Source organism: Rhodococcus sp. D-6 (genome assembly GCF_040256695.1).
Lineage (GTDB): Bacteria > Actinomycetota > Actinomycetes > Mycobacteriales > Mycobacteriaceae > Rhodococcus > Rhodococcus pyridinivorans.
On record NZ_CP132970.1, the window covers coordinates 2,603,410 to 2,619,981 of the forward strand.

Here is a 16,572-nt window from a genome sequence, read left to right on the forward strand (position 1 = left end):
CCTGTGGATAACTATTCAGTTGTGTCCGTGCAGCGCGAGGGCTTTCTCGTCGGCGGGGAGCAGCACGGATCGGGCGACTTGGACAGTGCGGGCTAGTTCCGCCATGAAAGCCTTGTGTCCGGCCTTGTCGAAGAAGCGGAAGGTCAAGGGTCCGGCTTCCACATCGACCCAGTGCACGTGGCGGCGACGCTCGGGGGAGAACGCACCGCCGGGGACGACGCTGGTCTGGGGAGCCTGTGACCAGTTCACCGTGACCAGGTGCTCGTCGGAGGCGAACCGGTCGGGGCTGAGCATGAAGTGCTCGGGTAGTGCCATCAAGTAGCCGCCGCTGCGCGGACGGCGCAGCGCAGTGATCAGGGCGCGGGCTACGGCCGGGTCGGTGAAGACCATGCGCACGGCGCCGAAGGTGACGAACACTGCGGCGCTGGCGGTCAGCGCGCTGGTCACGTCCACGCGGACCTGCTGGTGTTCTCCGGCGATCATGATGGTGCTGCGGGTGGTCAGGCTCGGAAAGATGCTCGGTTTCTGCGACGTCATGGGTGCGCTCCCTGCGCTCGAAGTGAGAACCACCGGCCGAGGCCGGCTGTTCTTGTGCCCTTCTGGCAAGGAGATGACGACCGGCGTCAGGGCCGCGGGAGTGCAATTCCTGGGACGAAAAGTTTCGGAGGAGCGCAGCGGGGGAGGAAGTTTTCGGGCCGTCAGGCCGCGCAGCGCCCAGGGGTTGCGCGGAGCGGACCGCCGGTCACAATCGGATGGCCAGAAGGGCACACCAGGAGTTCGTGTCCCGGGCGCAGCGCAGCGGAGCTCGATTCGGTGGACACCGAAGGTGGCCCTGAGACGGGGAGTAGAGGTGGACTGCCTGTCGCTGCCGGTACGGAGCCCTATCCGGCGCTCGGCGTGCCAGACGAGAGGAGAGCCATTTCGACGATTCTCGTCGAGAGTGCGCAGCACTCACCGAAAGAGGTCGGGTCCGGCTTCTCGGGTCGGTCCGGTGTCCGTGTGAGCAGCGGATGTCGAAGGGTTCTCGCCTCGGTCTTTGCTGTCGAGCATCTGCTCGACCGAGCGAGGATGGCCGAGGAGAGCGGCGGCAGTGTCGGTGGCCACCGATGCCGGAGCATTAGAGGCAGGATCTTTCTTGGCCGAGGTCGCGGTGGGGTCGGCAAGACTGCTCAGCCAGTTCCGCGCTCGATCGAGGGAGAGGTCCTTGTTCTCGGTGTAGGTCGGTGGCCACTCGATTCCGCTGTCGATGCGGGCGCGGATGTCGGCGGCTCGCACGAGTTGTTCTGCGACCAGGGCGGCGACGAATTCGTAGTCTTTCTCGCGTCCGGCGATCGTTTTCGACACGCACAGATCCACTGGGTCCAGGCACAATCCGGTTCGGCCGTAGAGGGTGGAGGTGTCGTCGTCGACGATGAAGTGGACGAGGCGGTGTTCCCAGTGTCGGGGTAGGACTACGACGTCTTTGTGGATGCCTTCGACGTAGAAGCCGAAGGACATGTGGAAAGGGGAGCCTTCGCCGAGTCGGGCATCGAGGAGCAGCAGCTTGTCTTCGACGGCAGGTGGATCGGTGATCCCGCTCAGGGGCAGGATGTCAACTTCTCGCGAGAGGAAGGCGGCCGGGGGCAGGGCGGTGGTGTCGAAGCTGCCGAGAATCGATTGGGAACCGAGCACGATCACGCGGGGTTCGTCGAGGTTGGCGCACGCGGCCTTGATCGCCCGTCCGAGTTCGTCCCGGTTCACCGCTGCGCAGTAGCTTTGAGTCTGGTGCTGAATTCGGTGAGGACGCGGCGACGTTCGTCATCGCTGAGCAGAACCGACAGGGGGGACAGGTTGCGCATTTCCCGGCTGGTGTCGTCGTCCGTCTCGACGATCCGGCGGATGTCGTCGATGTCGTTGGTGCGGACGATCATGTCCCATCGGTCCAGGTAGCGCTCCATCAGTGGGCTCCGGTTCACCTGACGGCGGATCGTTTGCAGGCTGCGGCGCACCGGTTCGGTGTCGACCGACAGACCGGTGGTGATGATCTTGTCGAGCACGGCGGACTGCACGAGCTGCTGACGCACAGTCTTCGGTGTGACCACGCTCATCTGTCCACCTCCTCGGCTCGAACCATCTGCGCCCTCTGCACGGATCGCTCTCATGATAGTGCGTGTATGCAGCAGTTTCACCCTGTTGTTGCTCGCTGCAACACTTCCGGGTGGTGCTCGGTGATGCACGGCGGGCCAGCGATGACGGTCCGCTTTCCTCTGCAGAACCCTGACCGGCAGGCGCGGGGGTGTGGATGCGCCATGTCGTAGGTGATGAGTGTCGGTGGTGATGCTGCCGGCACCGCCAACCGCCAGTTACGTATCCGTCTAGAAGTCGAGGTCGAGGGTGGGTCGGCTGCGGGGTGGGTCCACGGGTGGAGTCACGGGGTCCGGCGTGGAGGTGTTGGCGGTGAAGTCGTGAACAGAGCGTGGGTGCGCGGACATGGCGGCGGTGATAGCGCGCAGATCGACACCGTGGTCGATGGCCGGACCGGCGGGAACAGGATCGGCCACCTCGGTGATCGCCATGTCCAGCACGTCGCGCATCAGGCCGGTGTCGCCGTTCTGCATGTACTCGAAACGTCCCCACACGAACTGCTCACGCAGGTCTCCGACCAGGGGGTTCTGCTTCAGCTCGGTCTTGCTGACGGCTTGGAAGCGATCGGTGTCGAGCCCGTAACCGGCTTCGGCGGACAGTTGCCGGAAAAAGGCGAATTGAGTACGGGTGTTGCCCTCACGAAATGGATGGACGAAGTTTATCCGCAGCCACACTGTGGTCAGTTCGCCGATGAAGTCGCTGCGGGCAAGTCCGCGCAGATTGTCTTTAACAGCGATGCGGTCGAGAACGACTTTAGCGGCCTGAGGGACTTCGCGGGCCTTGAAATATTTGTGTGGAATTTCGGTGACGCGGTTTTGCCCGTTGCGGATGGCGGCGACGTCCGGCCCCCACTTGACCATCGGCCAGTCCTGCGGGGCAGTGCGTAGTTGCCCGGCCCAAGGGTAGACGTCCTGAAACAGGTGGTAGTGAGTGCGCTGGAAGTGATCCAGGTCGTAGCGGCCCGGGAGGGGTCGTTCGGTCAGTTCCCGCATTCGCTGGTAAGACGCGATGCCTTCGGCGCGGTGCACGGTCTGGGCGTCCGGGATGCCGTGCGGCCACCGGTCTGATTGCAGGACCAGGTTCTTCATCACGGCGCGGCTTATGTCGGGCATCTCGTCCGGGGTCCATTCGATCGTGTCGGGAATGAAGTAGTCCAGCCACTCTTGTGAATATCGCGGGGTCATTTCAGTCGATCTCGTAGCCGGCTTCGCGGGCGAGTATTTTGCTGATCTCTTCGAAGGTCTTGGTTCCCCGGATCAGATCGACCAACAGTTCCTTGTCGCCGTCGCTCATCTGGCGACCTTCGATCGCCATGATCGGTTCCATGTCGGCAATATCTGCGCGGGCTTCAGCTTCGGTGATGTGCGGGTCCACGGTGCCTTCCCTGGGGTGTGCGGTGATGGGGCAGGACCGGGATCGGTCCCGCCCCATCTGTGGTGTCGAGTGTGACGGTCGTGGTCAGACGGCGCGACCGTCGTCGTAGCCGCCCTCGTAACCGGCCTCGTACTGCCGCATCGGGTCGGTGTACTGCGGGCGCTCCGGCCCGGTGCGCGGATCGACGGGGCGTAGCGGTCGAATGTCACTGGCCGCCCTCAGTCCCTCTTCGAGGGTCTCGTCGAGCACATAGGTGCCCTCGGTGGCTGTCACCGCGTCGGTCGGTTCCACCACGGCATCGATCGGTTGGATAACCGCCTCGGTCGGCTCGACGACAGCATCGACTTCCTCCAAGACTCTCCGAGCGGTCACTTCGTCAACCACGGTAGCCGTGGTGACGTCGAGGCGGTCGCGGCGTTCGATGCCGGCCCGGTGGATGGCTTCGCGGCTGATGTTCTGCTCGGCGGCGAACTTCTCGACCGCCCGTGCAGCGATACCGAATGCTTCGCTGCGGGTGTTCACGGCGTCACGTTCGACGTTGCCGCCCCCGTCCCAGACTTCGAGGTGCCATTGCCGATCGTCCCAGCGCACTCGCGCCCCGGGCCGGCCGCTGCCCGAGTCGAAGCCGTACTCCCAGATCGCTTCGGTGTCGTCGAGAGCCACCCACGGATCGGCCTTGCGGTTCTGTTCGCGCATCTCGGCGCCACCCCGCCAGGATTGCCGGGCTGCGGCCATGCGCTCGGGCACCGAGGCGATGAGCTCGGCCTTGCTCATGTTCCGGTGTTCGGCCCACGCATCGGTCGGGTTCAGATCCAGAGTCCACTGCGGGTACTGCCCGTCCACAGCCCGTCGCTGCTGGTCTTCGCGGACTCGGCGCAACGCCTCGGGAGAGTTCTCGCGGGCGTTGACTTCGAGCCGCAGTTCCTCGGCCCGCAGCTTCGCGGCCTCGAGTTCGGCCGTGTCGGTGAAGTCGAGTTCCGGCTCGGCCTCGGTCTCGGCGAGTCGGCGACGGTTGTGTTCGATCCGCGACTCGATGGTGGTGATGTGCCGGTCGGCTCGATCGGCGATCTTGCGGATGGTGGACAGCATTCCCTGGGCGCCGGTGGAGCGTTCGAGGACGTTGAAGAACCGATCCCGCTCGTACCAGGCGGTTTCCTCACCGACGGTGACGGAGAACTGGCCGAGGGTCTGGCTGTAGCCCAGGCTCAGCGGCACCCCGCCGATGACACCGAAGACCTGCTCGTCACTGCTGCGGGTCACCTCGTCTTTGAGCCGGATCAACGACCCTCGCAGGGCATCGGCCAGCTCCGCCGTCTGCGAATCAGGGATCGTGGCGTCGGGGAACGCCCACGTGCGCTGGGCTCGGTCTTCAATGCCGCTCCAGGCTGCGAGCTTGCCGGCGACCTCACGGACCTCGGGCAGCCGCTTCTCGTCGGCGGTGATCGACCGGCTCAGTGCCCGGATCGCAGCATTGCGGGCCGCATTGGCATTGAGCACCGCATCGCGACGGGCTTGAAGTTCGGCGACCTTCTGGTCGGCTTCGACCTGCTCGACGAACACCGGATCACCTGTGGCCGCGGCCTTGCTCTGCGCCCACGAGACGGTCAGATCCCCGCCGAGATCCTCCATCGTGGGCGGCACATCGGCCTTGCGGATCATCGCCACGAAGTTCGATTTGCGAGCCACGTACTGGTACATCATCGCGTCGTAGGAGCGGCGGGCGACCATGTTGACCACGTTGACGGTCTCGTGGACGTTGCCCTGGCGGATGATGCGGCCGAGGCGTTGTTCCATGTCCGCGGCCGTCCACGCCGGGTCGAGGTTGATCATCTGCTTGAGTGCCCGTTGGACGTTCAGGCCGGTGCCGCCCTTCTTGGTGGAGGTGAGCAGCACCCGGATCCGCCCGTCGGCGCAGGCTTGCACCAGGCGGGCCTTGGCCTTGGGGTTGTCGTAGTCGTGCATGAAGACGACTTGCTCGGGTTTCATCCCTCGGGCCACCAGGGCGTCGCGCAGCTCGGTGTAGAGATTGCGTGCCTTGGGGCCGGCACCGGCCTTGGGGGTGCCGCGGTCGCAGAACACCAGCTGGAACACCCCGGTCATCTCGGGGCCGTACTTGTCGGCCGGGATGTGCAGGTCGGCGTGGTCGCGGTGGACCTGCCAGATCAGGTCGGCGGCGTGCTCGACCCGGCTGTGCTGCGGGTCCGGTGCGCCCAGGTTCGCCAATGACGGATACATCGTCAGATTCCGCCCGTCGGTGGCGATCTTGAGGCTGTTGTCCAGGTCCATCCGATCGCCCTGGATCTGGGACATGCGCACATCGAGGTCGGCCATCGCGTCGATCGCGTCCTGGCCCATGTCGAACTCCACGATCTTTGGGGCTCCGCCGTCAAGGACGGGCAGGCGCACCGGGATCCGATCGGAGGTCACCACGTCCCGGAACTGGTCGAGCATCGCCACCAGCTGCGGGACGTTGGCGTATTCGGCCATGCGGGTTTTCATCTGGATGCGGGTGGCGGTGGTGTTCATCTCCGGCACCGACACCGGCTTGGCGAAGGTGCCCGCCCAGTTGTCGATCCGTCCCAGGCCGGCCTCGTGCAGCAGGTCCGGGCGCAGGTACTTGGTCATCACCCAGATTTCCGACAGCGAATTGCTGATCGGAGTGCCGGTGGCGAACGCGATCGCCTTGGCCGGCGCGTGCGCCATCCCCTGCTCGGCGCCCAGGGCGCGGGCCTTCTCCCGCAGATACTTGGCCTTCATCTCCAGGTCGGTGGCCCGCTGCGAGCCGTTGGTGACCGCCAGATCGGCACTGTTGGACGGGCGGGTGAGGTTCTTGTAGTCGTGCGCCTCGTCGATGAACAAAAAGTCGGCCCCGGACTGTTCGAAGGTCAAGCCTTCGTCGGTGGCCTTGGCCGCGATGATCTTCTCGACCCTGGCCTCGGCGTTTTTGATCGCCTGCTCGATCTGCTTGACCGTGAACTCCGCACCTTGGCTGTTGGCGGCGTCGAGGGCCTCGCGCAGCTCCCCGAGTTCACCTTCGAGATACTCGATCTGCGCTTCGCGGCGCATGGCGATGCGACTGAACACCGACTGCGGCACGATCACCAGGTCCCAGTCCCCGACAGCGGTCTGCCCGACGAAGCGTTGCCGGTCATCGCGCCCGTCCAGGTCGGCGGCGACGAGAATGTTCGCGTTCGGATAGGCATCGCGGGCCTCGACCGACCACTGCCCGAGCAGGTGATTGGGCACCACGATCCACGGCTGGCGGATCTGCCCGAGCCGTTTGGCTTCCATGCACGAGGCGGTGATCGTCAAGGTCTTGCCGGCCCCGACCACGTGATCGAGCAGGATCGTCTCGTCGTGCAGGAACCGTGTCACCGCAGCGGCCTGGTAGTCGTACGGCGTGTACTTCGGGTTCATGCCGGGAAACGCCTTGCCGGTCGCGTCGTGGACCGGCTTGACGTAGGAGTTGTAGCGCTCGTTGAAGATGCGGGCCAAGCGCACATAGCGGTCGCCGTCCTCCCACAGCCATTTTTCGAACCGCTCCTGTAAGGCTGCGGCCGAGACTTGCGCCTGCTCGGTGAGCTTGACGTTGAACCGCGGCTTCGGGGAGCGTTCGAGCTCGTCGCCGGTCTTGTTGACCTGGACCGGCTTGTTGTTGGCAAGCAGCTCGACCATCTTCACGCCCGGCAGCCGGGCACTGCCGTACTTGTCCGGGTAGCCACCGGAGAATTCGTGGCGGCTGCGCTGATCGGTGGTGATCTGCCAGTTTCCGCTGACCTGATCGTGTTCGACGGTCAGCCGGTCCGGGCGCAGCCCGAACTCGTCGACCAAGAACGCGCGATAGTCCTCGATCGGCACCCAGGTCGCGCCGATGCGCACCCCGATCTCGGCGGGATCCACATCCGGCGGCACAACCTCCGTCAGCGCCTCCACCAGCGGCGCGTAGCGAGGATCGTCGCCGGCTGTGATCGTCGCCCGCGCCAGCTTGTCTCGCACCTGCCCGGACAGAGCCACGGTGGCCAATTCCCACCGGTCGGCGTCGTGCAGGGACGGATAGATCTTCCCCTGCGCCTGCGCGAGCGCGTCCTCGACGGACACCTTCAGCAGCTCGGCGACTCGCTGCGGCAAGATGTGCCCGAGCTCGTCGAAGCTGATCGCCAGCGCTTCGTCGACATCGGCGGCGCTGGCGGCCTTGTCCTTGAACGGGGTGGTGTCCTCGGTGAAGATCGCCGTCTTGGTCGCCACCGCGTCGCTGCCGTCGAACTTCGACTGGAAGTTCTCGATGGCCAGCACCATGCCCAGGCGTGGATCCCGGGCGATCGCGCCTTGCAGATGCGCGGAATAGCGGCGCGGTTGCGGCTGCTCGGACGCCTTCTCGTACAGCTCCTCGTACACCTCGTCGGGGATCGACCCCGTGTAGGGGCCGGCCTCCTTCGGATCCAGCCCGTCGGCGAGGGCCTCCTCGCGACCGGCCTTGATCCGCCACTCGGCGATCGCCTTGTCCAACCGGGCGGCGATCTTGTCTTCCGACAGCGGGGTCGGTTCGGTGAGCTTGAAGCGATTCAGCGGCCCCCATGTGGCCACGTAGCGGTCGTAGAGGCCCCCCAGTCGGGCGCGGATGACGTCACGGTCGGCGACGGTGGCAGTGCGCGAGCGGCTGGCCTCGGCCAGCTCCATCACCGTCTCACCCAGAGCGACGATGACCTTCCACTGCTCGGCCAGGTCCTTGCCGCGGCAGGTCACCTCGGCCCAACCGCGACCGAGGGTGAACTGCTCGAAGCGATCCTCGGCCTCGTTGAAGCGCAGCGCACCGGGCAGCACCTCGTTGGAATCGAGGTCGGCGCCGGTGCGCAACCCCGGCGTGCGGAACGCTTCGACCTGAGCCGGAGCGGGGGCCGGGGCAGTGAACCCGAGTCCGCGACCGAGGGCCTGGTCGATGATCGGGTCGAGCTGCTCGCGCAGCTGCGTCGCCAGCGACTTTGCGGTGGTGGGGACAACGCGCAGCGACGACCCGGCGTACATGCCGCCCCCCACCGTCAGGGTGCCCAGCACCCGCTGCGGGTACTTCTTGAAGTACGGGTTGATCCACGTATGGGCGGCTTCGCCGGTCGTGGCGTCGACCGCCTCGACCTGGACGGCGGGCTGTGCCCATTCGAGAGTGTCCTCGGTGGGGGTGGCACCGTCGTCGCGGCGGCGGAACACCAGCACGTCGGTCACCACGTCGGTGCCGGCCTGCCGGTCGAACGCCCCGGTGGGCAGGCGCACCGCCCCGATCAGATCCCCCTTGGCAACGATCGCAGCGCGTTCCTCGGCGCGGCGGGCATCGGAGGTGAACATCGAGGTGACCACCGCGACGTAGCCACCCGGAGCGGTCAACGCCAGCGATTTGGCGATGAAGTGGTTGTGGATCGACAGACCGTCCGCGTTGTGGATCGGGTCGACGGGCGCAAACCTGCCGAACGGGACGTTGCCGATCGCCCCGGTGAAGATGTTCTCGGGGGCGAAGTTGCGCTCGAAGCCGTGGTTGCGGATCTGCTGCGAGGGATACAGGTAGTGCGCGATCTTCGCGCTGATCGGCTCGATCTCGACGCCGACCATGCGCACCGACTCCGGTGCGGTGCCGACGAAATGGCCGGCCCCGCAGCCCGGCTCGAGCACCACGGCACCGTCGGGCAACCCCGCCCGCACCACCGCCCGCCACAGCTCCGCCACCACCGCAGGATCGGTGTAGTGCGCGTTCAGGGTGGTCTGACGGGCCTGGGCGAAGCCCTTGTCTCCGAGCAAGTCCAGTAGTTCGGCGTGCTCGTCGCCCCACTGCGCGAGGATCTTCGCCCGGTTGTCGAAGACCTCCGGGATCGCGCCCCAGCCGGACCACTGCGCCAGCACCGCCTGCTCGTCGGCGGTGGCCGGTCGCTGCTGCTGGTCGAGGTGTTGCACCAGGCGCAGAGCGGCGATGTTCGCCCGTGCCCGGGCCTTCGCCCCGGACGGGACGAGCACCTCGGTTCCGAGGGCGAAGTCCTGCACCGCCACGGCCGGAGCAGCAGGACGGGCCACCGTGGTCTCGGCGGCCTCGGGGACCGCTGTGCCCTGATCGGCCTCGGCGTCGGTGTCAGTGCGTGTCGACGTTGCACCGGTCTCGGGCGGCGCCGTCTCGGCCGTGGCCGTGGGGTCGATCTCGGGAGTGATGGCCGCGGCCGCGGCGGCGCTTTCGCGTGGTGGCTGGTCAGGGGCGGGCTGCGGTTCGATGCCGGCAGCGGCGGCGTACTGGGCGGCGGTGTCGCGGGAGACCCACACGTCCGCGCCGGATTCCTTGCGGACCTTGACCAGAGACCGACTGCGGTCGCGCCAGAGGGGACTCGACAGCGGCTCGCCGTACTCGGTGTCGGGAACGACCAGCTCGGCGGTGTCCACCGCCGGGGCGGGTTGTGCCGCTTCGTCTGTCGAGGTGGTAGCGACCAGCTCGGTGGTCGTCTCCACGTCCGGTGTCGCGCCGGTGGTCGGACTGATGTGGCCGACCATCAGGCGGTCGGTGAGCACCCATGAGGTCGCGGGCGTGTCGAGGTCAGGGGCGGTGCCGGTCGAGGCCGACGGCTCGGTGGGCGCCGGGTCGACCTCTTCGAAGATCACCGCGCCTGCCTCGTCGATCGCAGGCGCTACGACTCGGGGGGCCGGGGGTTCGGCCTCCTCACTGACCTGTGGTTCGGCCGCGGCCTCGGCGGCGTCCACGCCGGCTTGGGTCTGGGCCGCTGTCGCGGTGTCGGCGTCGAGCTGGCCACCGGCGTGCTCGGTGGCGAGCACGATGCGGGCCTCGGCGATCGCATCACGCAGGGTCAGCTCGGGCCGGGGCTGATCATCGACGTAGGTGATGCGTTCGGTGCTGTTGCGCGCCCACGAGAAGCGAAGGGTGATGTGCCGACCGTCCGGGTCCCCGATGACCACATCGCCGGCCCCGGCAAAAGTCAGATCGGCCGGGGTGAGGCTGTAGAGGTCGTCCCCGGCTGCCCGAAGGTCGCGCAGAACCTTCGGGTCCACATCGTGTTGGAGGGTCCAGGACAGGTCGATGCCGTAGCGGTCGAGCACGGCGGTCTCGGCCGGGAAGTCGCTGCGCAACTGGTCGATGATGCCGCGCCGCACATCCTTGATCAGTGCGTGGTCGGCAACCGCGGAACCGGATTGGCTGTAGCGCCACAGCAGGTCCGCACCGGCGGCAGCGTGGTAGAACTCGTTGTTGCGGGCGTAGGCGATCGCCCTGGTCAGCACGGTGGCGCGGGCCTGGGCATAGGGCCGGTAGGCACGCTCGATCCACTCCGGGAGCGCGAGGTTGCGGGCCTCGAGCAGCGCACCTATTGCCACCCGGGCGTTGCGGCCGCAGGTCACGGAGCCGCTCTCGCCGCCGAGGGTGTAGTCCCAGCCCCGAATCGGAAAGTAGGTGACCCTGCTGTTCGGGCGGTCCTTCAACGTCAGGGCGCAGTAGGCCGCCCCGTCCCGGAACTGGGCGGACAGCTCCGACGGGTCGGGTGCAGGCAGGTTCGGGATGATGTTCCCGCGCATCTCCGCAGCGAGACGCTCGGTGGGAATATCCGCGGTGGCGGCGATCAGATCGGGGCGCTCTTCGGCCATCACCTCGAAGGCGGTCTCGATACCGATCTCGATGATCGGGGTGCGCGAGTACATCGGCAGCCCGACCCACGATCCGAGCAGCGGGTCCCGTCGGGCGTGCATGGTCATCCACGCCGTCCACTGCGCGGCGGTGCCTTGATCCCAGATCAGCTCGGGACCGTGCACACGCTCCCATTCGGCGTAGGCCCGCTCGTACAGCTCGTCCGGCAACCGGTGCTCGAGCAGAACCTTCGCTGCCGCCTGGCGCAGCGGGGGCGCCTCGCGGGCGGCCTCGGCGATCAGGCTCTTGACCTCGGAACGGGTCACGGCCGGCAGGTAGTCCGGGCGCCGGCCCTCGACCTGGACGATCAGCCGAGGATCGACGGCGACCTCGACGATCAAAGCCTGCCGTTCGTCGGCGGTGGCCTCGCGACGTGCCTGCTCGACACCGGCGAACCACTGGCTGCGGATCTCATCGCGACCCGTGCGGCTGCGCACCTTGCCGATCGCGGCGGCGACCTGCGGATCGGTGTCCGGCTGTGGCAGCGTCAGCGGATCGGCAGGGTCGTAGGCGGCGCGGCCTCGTGCCCACCACTGATCGACCTCGACCGTGGCGGCCTGGTCGATCCCGTCCTGGATCGCCTCGACCTGCTCGTTGCGCTTCTCGGCGGTAGCGGGTTCGGCCGGCTCCTGGCTGTCGAGCACGGTCTGGGTGGTGTCGAGGAAGTCCTCGGCGACAGCACGGTCCTCGCTGGCGCGGGCGTCGACGATCGCGTCGACGGTTTCCGCGGTGACCGGGTGCTGCAGCGGCTCGCCGGTGTGGGCCTGCCAGTACGCCCCGGCAGCCCGGTGCCCGAGCTCGCCCCAGCGTTTCGGGTCGGACAGGATCGCCCGGCACACCAGGAACTGCTCGTCGGTCAGCACGTCGCGGTCGGCCATCAAGTCCGCGAGGGCAACCTGGGCCTTGACCGTGAAATGCCCGTCGGCCCACGACAGGAACTGCGCTGTGGTGTTGACCTGCGGGTTGGCGGCAGCGTCGGCCTCGGTGTCCGGTTCGGCGAGGCGTTCGAGCAACTGGCGCTCGACCTCGGCCAGAGGGTCGATCCGCGGTCGCGGTTGCTGAGGCTGCTCCGCCTGCGGTTCTTCGTCCTGGGATGCCTCGGCAGCGGGTGGGGTAGGTGGTGTGGCCGGCTCGGCCGGTGTCGCGGCCGGGATGAACATCGGCCCTGCGGGACGGTCGGTGAACTGGGCGTTCGGCAGGTTGCCGGCCAGCATCGCCGCGATCAGATCGTGCGCTTGACCTTTGGTGATGCCGTCGTCGAGGACGAACGGCACGTTCGTCTCCACAGCCAGACGCTCGATGGTGCGCAGTTGCCGCTCGGTCGCGGGATGCTCCCGCCAGGCCGGCAGCGCGGCTACGACCTCGCGCACCGTCTGCTTGGGGACGGCCTCCGGGTCTATGCCCAGGGCGTGCAGCTCGGTGCGCAGCCGGTTCTCCTGCGCCCGCAGCTCACGCCAGCGTCCACGCAGACGGTCGAGCCGTTCGGTCAGCGTGGTGACGCGCTGACTGTTGGTCTCGATGCCACGGTCGAGTCCACGTTCCTGGGCGGTTGCGAGGGCGTTCTTGGCCTTGGTGAGCAGATCACCGAGCTTCTCCCCCTGTGTTTCCAGTTCGACGAGCTGGTCACGGGCCTGCGCCCACTGCGCCTGGATCAGAACGGCAGATCCGGGTCCTCCGGTGGGTTGCGTCGCATCTCGTCCTCGATCAGCGCCGTCAGCTCGTCGGCCAGCCGGTCGCGGGAGGTCATCGGCACCGGCTGGTTGTCCTCGATCCGCTGTGCGATCAGGGACTTCGCCAACGTTCGGAACCATCCCGGCCTGTCCAGCCACACTCGTTCGACCACGCGAACTGCCGTCGGGTTCGGCTTCACGTTCCGTGTCCGCCAGCGATCCGGGTCCTGTGCTGTCCGGGCTGCTTCCCAGTCCTTGTCGAGTTCCTGCTCGGCCCACCCCTCGAACTGCTCCCAGTCCTTCCGGACCTCGGGGGTCACCTGCGGATACAGTTCGTTCTCCAGCACCATCTCCCGTGCTGCCCGCCATGCCGTTTCCTTGGCCTGCACCGCGTCCTGGTAAGTCCCGTCCGGGGCGGTCGGGTTCGCCTGCTCGAACTGTTCGGCCGCGTCCTCGGCCAGCTGTTGCAGACGCAGAGCCTCCCGGTCGATCCGCTCCCGCTCGGTCGCCGGATCGACGCCCAGCCACTCGACGAGAATCCGCCTGGTCTCGGCTGCGAGCGTCAGGTCGATCCCCTCGACCTGTGCCGTGAATTCCTCGCTCTGTGCCACTGCCCTGTCCTCCCTGATCCTCGGAACCGAATGCACCCGGCTGGGCGTTTTCGTCTGCCACGCGACCTCCTCGACTGCCCCCGACTCTGGGCGTAGTTCCCTCCCACGCGGAGGGTTTCACGAGGTAAATATTACTATAGTTATAACCCAAAAACCACGTTTAAACTGGCCTTTTACCGATTTCTAAGATGCCGTTCACTACGGCAGTCGGGTGGCGCGAGAAGTAGCCACCGTGGTCGCCAGAACGAACAGCGCCGGCAAAATCATCAGTCCCCCGAATCCTGCGAGTACCGCTCGCCCGGTGCTGCCGTAGCGGCGATACGAGCGCGTTGCGCACACGATCACGCTCACCGTGGCCAGCAGGTTGAACAGCATCAGAACCACAACAAAGCTCATGCCGCATCCCCTTCGTCAGCTTGTGTTAGGCACCGGGGCGGCCTACAGGTCGAACAGCGAGAACTGACTCTTCGCGGCCTCGGCATCGGTGTCGCGTTCGTAGCGCTGCGCCAGCAGTCGGGCAGCTTCCGGCGTGCAGCCGAGTTCCTGCCCGATCGCGTGCCAATCGGCACCGTCGGCGTTCATCTCCCATGCGGTGCGCAGTAGGTCGTCGTCCATGCCGCATCCCCTTGTCTCAACCGGCGCTGCCTGTACATTTTGCAATATTGCTAATTGGACCACAAGGACAGTCGTAGCTCATAGGCTCGGCGATAGTTCTGTAGCGAACTCCTCCACGCGAGCCGTTCCCACCGAACAGGATCGGGACCTTGTCCCCGTAACAAGTGGACCGCCGACCTCGACACAACCCTCGAACAACTCCATCGCAGATCGGAACGAACCCATATGACTCACCCCGCCGGCTGGCATCCCGACCCAGGAAACCCGAATCTGGAGCGGTACTGGGATGGCCAGCAGTGGACGGATCAGACACGCCCCCACAGTCAGTTCGCGGCGTCCGAAGGCGCTGGCCAGGCAACGAAAAAGGCTCGGAAGTGGCCTTGGGTCGTCGGGGGTGTGATCGGTGTCTTCGTGCTCATGGGGATCATCGGCAACATCGTGGGACCGCAGGAAGAAGAATCAACCGCTGGCGCTTCGTCGACAACGACAACGGCGGCACCTGTCACCACGACGACCCAGCCCACCACCACGACAAGGACACCAAGCTCGACAACGGCTCCCAGCTTTACAATATCAACCACCACGCCCGTGCCGGCCGTACCAGTGAAGGCCGAGTTCTCCGATCCGCGGTGCGCCCCGGCCGATCCGGCGATGGTCGAATGGATCGCCGCCGGGCTCTCGGACTCGTCCCTCGCCTTGGAGAACGCGGTCGTGATCGAGGACGACGGGTTGTTGTTCATCGGCGCCTCAACTGTGCGTCCGGACGGCAAGTTCGAGAACCGCTCGGATGTGTGGATCGTCCAGGACTCGATGCCGTTCGCATCGACTGGCGGAGCCCGCAACACCACAGAGTGGACGAAAGCGAGTGACGCACTCGGGATCTCGCCTGGGGATGAGCGTGTGCAGGCCGCGGATGCGTGCGTGATTGAACTGACGCGCGGCTGATCTATGTGAAACCGGATGAGGGCGGAAGCTCCCCAACGCGGGGGCGCTCCGCCCTCATCCGTCAGGGGCTTTCCTACGATCGTCTGTGTGGAACCCGTTGAGGTGCAGTTGCGCGAGCTTCCCTTCGACAAGAGTCACCCCGACCGTGCGACCGTTGCACGGTGGTGGGATGGCCTTGAGGAGCGAGAAGCGCTGATGGGGATTCCATGGACGTTCGACGAGACATTCAGGCAACTGAAGGACCACGCAGACTTCCCGAGTCCGGGCCAGTACGCATGGGGTGCGTATGACACCGACGCCAACCTCGCGGGCTACCTGATCGGGCAGGTGGCAAGGGGCGGCCCGAAGGAAATGTCATTCGACTACCAAGTGAACCCCCACCGCCAAGGGAAGGGAATCGGTCCGGCGATACTTCGAGAGATGCTCCAAGCCTCGGATTTCGTCCAGTTCGAGACCTTTTCGTGCAGGGTCTTTCCGCACAACACCCGGAGCGTGCGCGCAATAGAAAAGAGTGGGTTTGTCCTGCGAGAAGGATCTGACAGGGACTTCATATGCACTCGCCGCCCGTCTTGATACTGCACCGGCCACGTTCCTCCGACGAGTGGCGAGTCAAGCAATTCGGTCTCAGAACAGATCGTGATACTAAAGTCCTCGTGACTCCTACGAAGAAGATCGATGAACAGACTCGCCGTGAGATTGCAGAGCTCCTGACCGAGTGGGGCTGGAGTGGCGGGACAGACGAGCTTTCCTTTCTCGGCAGCTTGTACGACCTTGAGTCCCTCCCGAGCCATGACTACCGCTTCCGTACAGCGCACAGGGACATCAAGCAGCACCTTGATTTCAATGACTTTGAGGACAGGGGCTGGGTATTTACCGACCCCCGTTTCGAGTTCCTTACTGGCACAGATGAGGTTGTGCTTCGATTCGTCGCCCGCAGGCTTCACCCCCATGTCTGCCGGGAATCCCACAAAGAAGCACTGCTCCCCGTGTTGAATCAGCTCCTTGCTCCCTGCGGATACGAGCTCTTCGAGCAGGACAGCCCCACCGGCGTGACAAAGTTCAGCTACCGCAGCACCACGAACTACCACCCTCCGCAGCCTCCGTCGATGATTGCTTCCAGCGCGACGCTCGGTGATCCGGAGTCACTGCGGCTCCATCTCAAGCGGATCGAACAGTCGATCACTACCGATCCCAGCCAAGCGATCGGTTCGAGTAAGGAACTCGTCGAGGATGTGTGTGCGCAGATCCTCAACGCTCGGGGAGCCATAGTTGGTTCTTCCGACAATCTGGGGCAGAAGTTCAAAGCGGTGGTTAACGCGCTGGACCTGGATAAATCAGCAGTACCCGGAGATGTCAAGGCCAGCGAAGCCGCAACAAAGATCATCCGACAGCTGGCGGGAGCGGTTCATTCCCTCGGCGAGCTTCGCAATACCGCAGGGACCGGACACGGGTCGGGGAGGGTTCCGTCGGCTACACCGCGGGAAGCACGACTCGCGTTCAACTCTGCGGTCACCATCTGCGAGTACCTGTTTGGCTTGTGGGAGGAAGTCCAACCCTAAGCCCTGCTGCGACG

Annotated in this window: 12 protein-coding genes; 3 read left to right on the forward strand and 9 right to left on the reverse strand. The window is 65.9% G+C overall.

Features of this window, described 5'->3' with window-relative positions; translation table 11 throughout:
- Positions 1-15: 15 nt before the first annotated feature.
- From RBB84_RS12305 to RBB84_RS12345, 9 genes are all read right to left on the reverse strand, one after another.
- Positions 16-537 (reverse strand): hypothetical protein, encoded by a 522-nt coding sequence (locus RBB84_RS12305; RefSeq protein ID WP_350247581.1) that lies wholly within the window; start codon positions 535-537, stop codon positions 16-18.
- Positions 538-951: 414 nt separating this feature from the next.
- On the reverse strand, positions 952-1,740 hold the full coding sequence (locus RBB84_RS12310; protein WP_350247582.1) for a hypothetical protein: 789 nt from the start codon (positions 1,738-1,740) through the stop codon (positions 952-954).
- The gene (locus tag RBB84_RS12315; RefSeq protein ID WP_065996590.1) at positions 1,737-2,087 is read right to left on the reverse strand and encodes a hypothetical protein; all 351 of its coding nucleotides are present in this window, start codon (positions 2,085-2,087) and stop codon (positions 1,737-1,739) included. Before RBB84_RS12315 ends, RBB84_RS12310 begins: the two co-directional genes overlap by 4 nt.
- A gap of 267 nt (positions 2,088-2,354) precedes the next feature.
- Entirely contained in the window at positions 2,355-3,308 is a 954-nt protein-coding gene (locus tag RBB84_RS12320) for a Fic family protein (RefSeq protein ID WP_350247584.1), read from the reverse strand.
- 1 nt (position 3,309) lies between these two features.
- Entirely contained in the window at positions 3,310-3,498 is a 189-nt protein-coding gene (locus tag RBB84_RS12325; protein ID WP_064061716.1) for a hypothetical protein, read from the reverse strand.
- 84 nt (positions 3,499-3,582) lie between these two features.
- Complete coding sequence (locus RBB84_RS12330; RefSeq protein ID WP_350247664.1) at positions 3,583-12,813, reverse strand: helicase-related protein; 9,231 nt, start codon at positions 12,811-12,813, stop codon at positions 3,583-3,585.
- Positions 12,810-13,439 carry a hypothetical protein gene (locus tag RBB84_RS12335; protein ID WP_350247586.1) on the reverse strand — a complete coding sequence of 210 codons (630 nt, stop codon included), beginning with the start codon at positions 13,437-13,439 and terminating at the stop codon, positions 12,810-12,812. Before RBB84_RS12335 ends, RBB84_RS12330 begins: the two co-directional genes overlap by 4 nt.
- Before the next feature lie 198 nt (positions 13,440-13,637).
- Positions 13,638-13,835: a hypothetical protein gene (locus tag RBB84_RS12340; protein ID WP_350247587.1), complete on the reverse strand. Its 198-nt coding sequence runs from the start codon at positions 13,833-13,835 to the stop codon at positions 13,638-13,640.
- 42 nt (positions 13,836-13,877) lie between these two features.
- Positions 13,878-14,054: a hypothetical protein gene (locus RBB84_RS12345; protein WP_350247589.1), complete on the reverse strand. Its 177-nt coding sequence runs from the start codon at positions 14,052-14,054 to the stop codon at positions 13,878-13,880.
- A gap of 225 nt (positions 14,055-14,279) precedes the next feature.
- Between RBB84_RS12345 and RBB84_RS12350 the strand changes: the two genes are divergently transcribed.
- The 3 genes from RBB84_RS12350 to RBB84_RS12360 all read left to right on the forward strand — a co-directional run bounded on the left by RBB84_RS12350 (position 14,280) and on the right by RBB84_RS12360 (position 16,558).
- Complete coding sequence (locus RBB84_RS12350; protein WP_350247590.1) at positions 14,280-14,999, forward strand: DUF2510 domain-containing protein; 720 nt, start codon at positions 14,280-14,282, stop codon at positions 14,997-14,999.
- 87 nt (positions 15,000-15,086) lie between these two features.
- On the forward strand, positions 15,087-15,572 hold the full coding sequence (locus RBB84_RS12355) for a GNAT family protein (RefSeq protein ID WP_350247592.1): 486 nt from the start codon (positions 15,087-15,089) through the stop codon (positions 15,570-15,572).
- Between the two features lie 80 nt (positions 15,573-15,652).
- The gene (locus tag RBB84_RS12360) at positions 15,653-16,558 is read left to right on the forward strand and encodes an abortive infection family protein (protein WP_350247594.1); all 906 of its coding nucleotides are present in this window, start codon (positions 15,653-15,655) and stop codon (positions 16,556-16,558) included.
- Positions 16,559-16,572 lie beyond the last annotated feature (14 nt).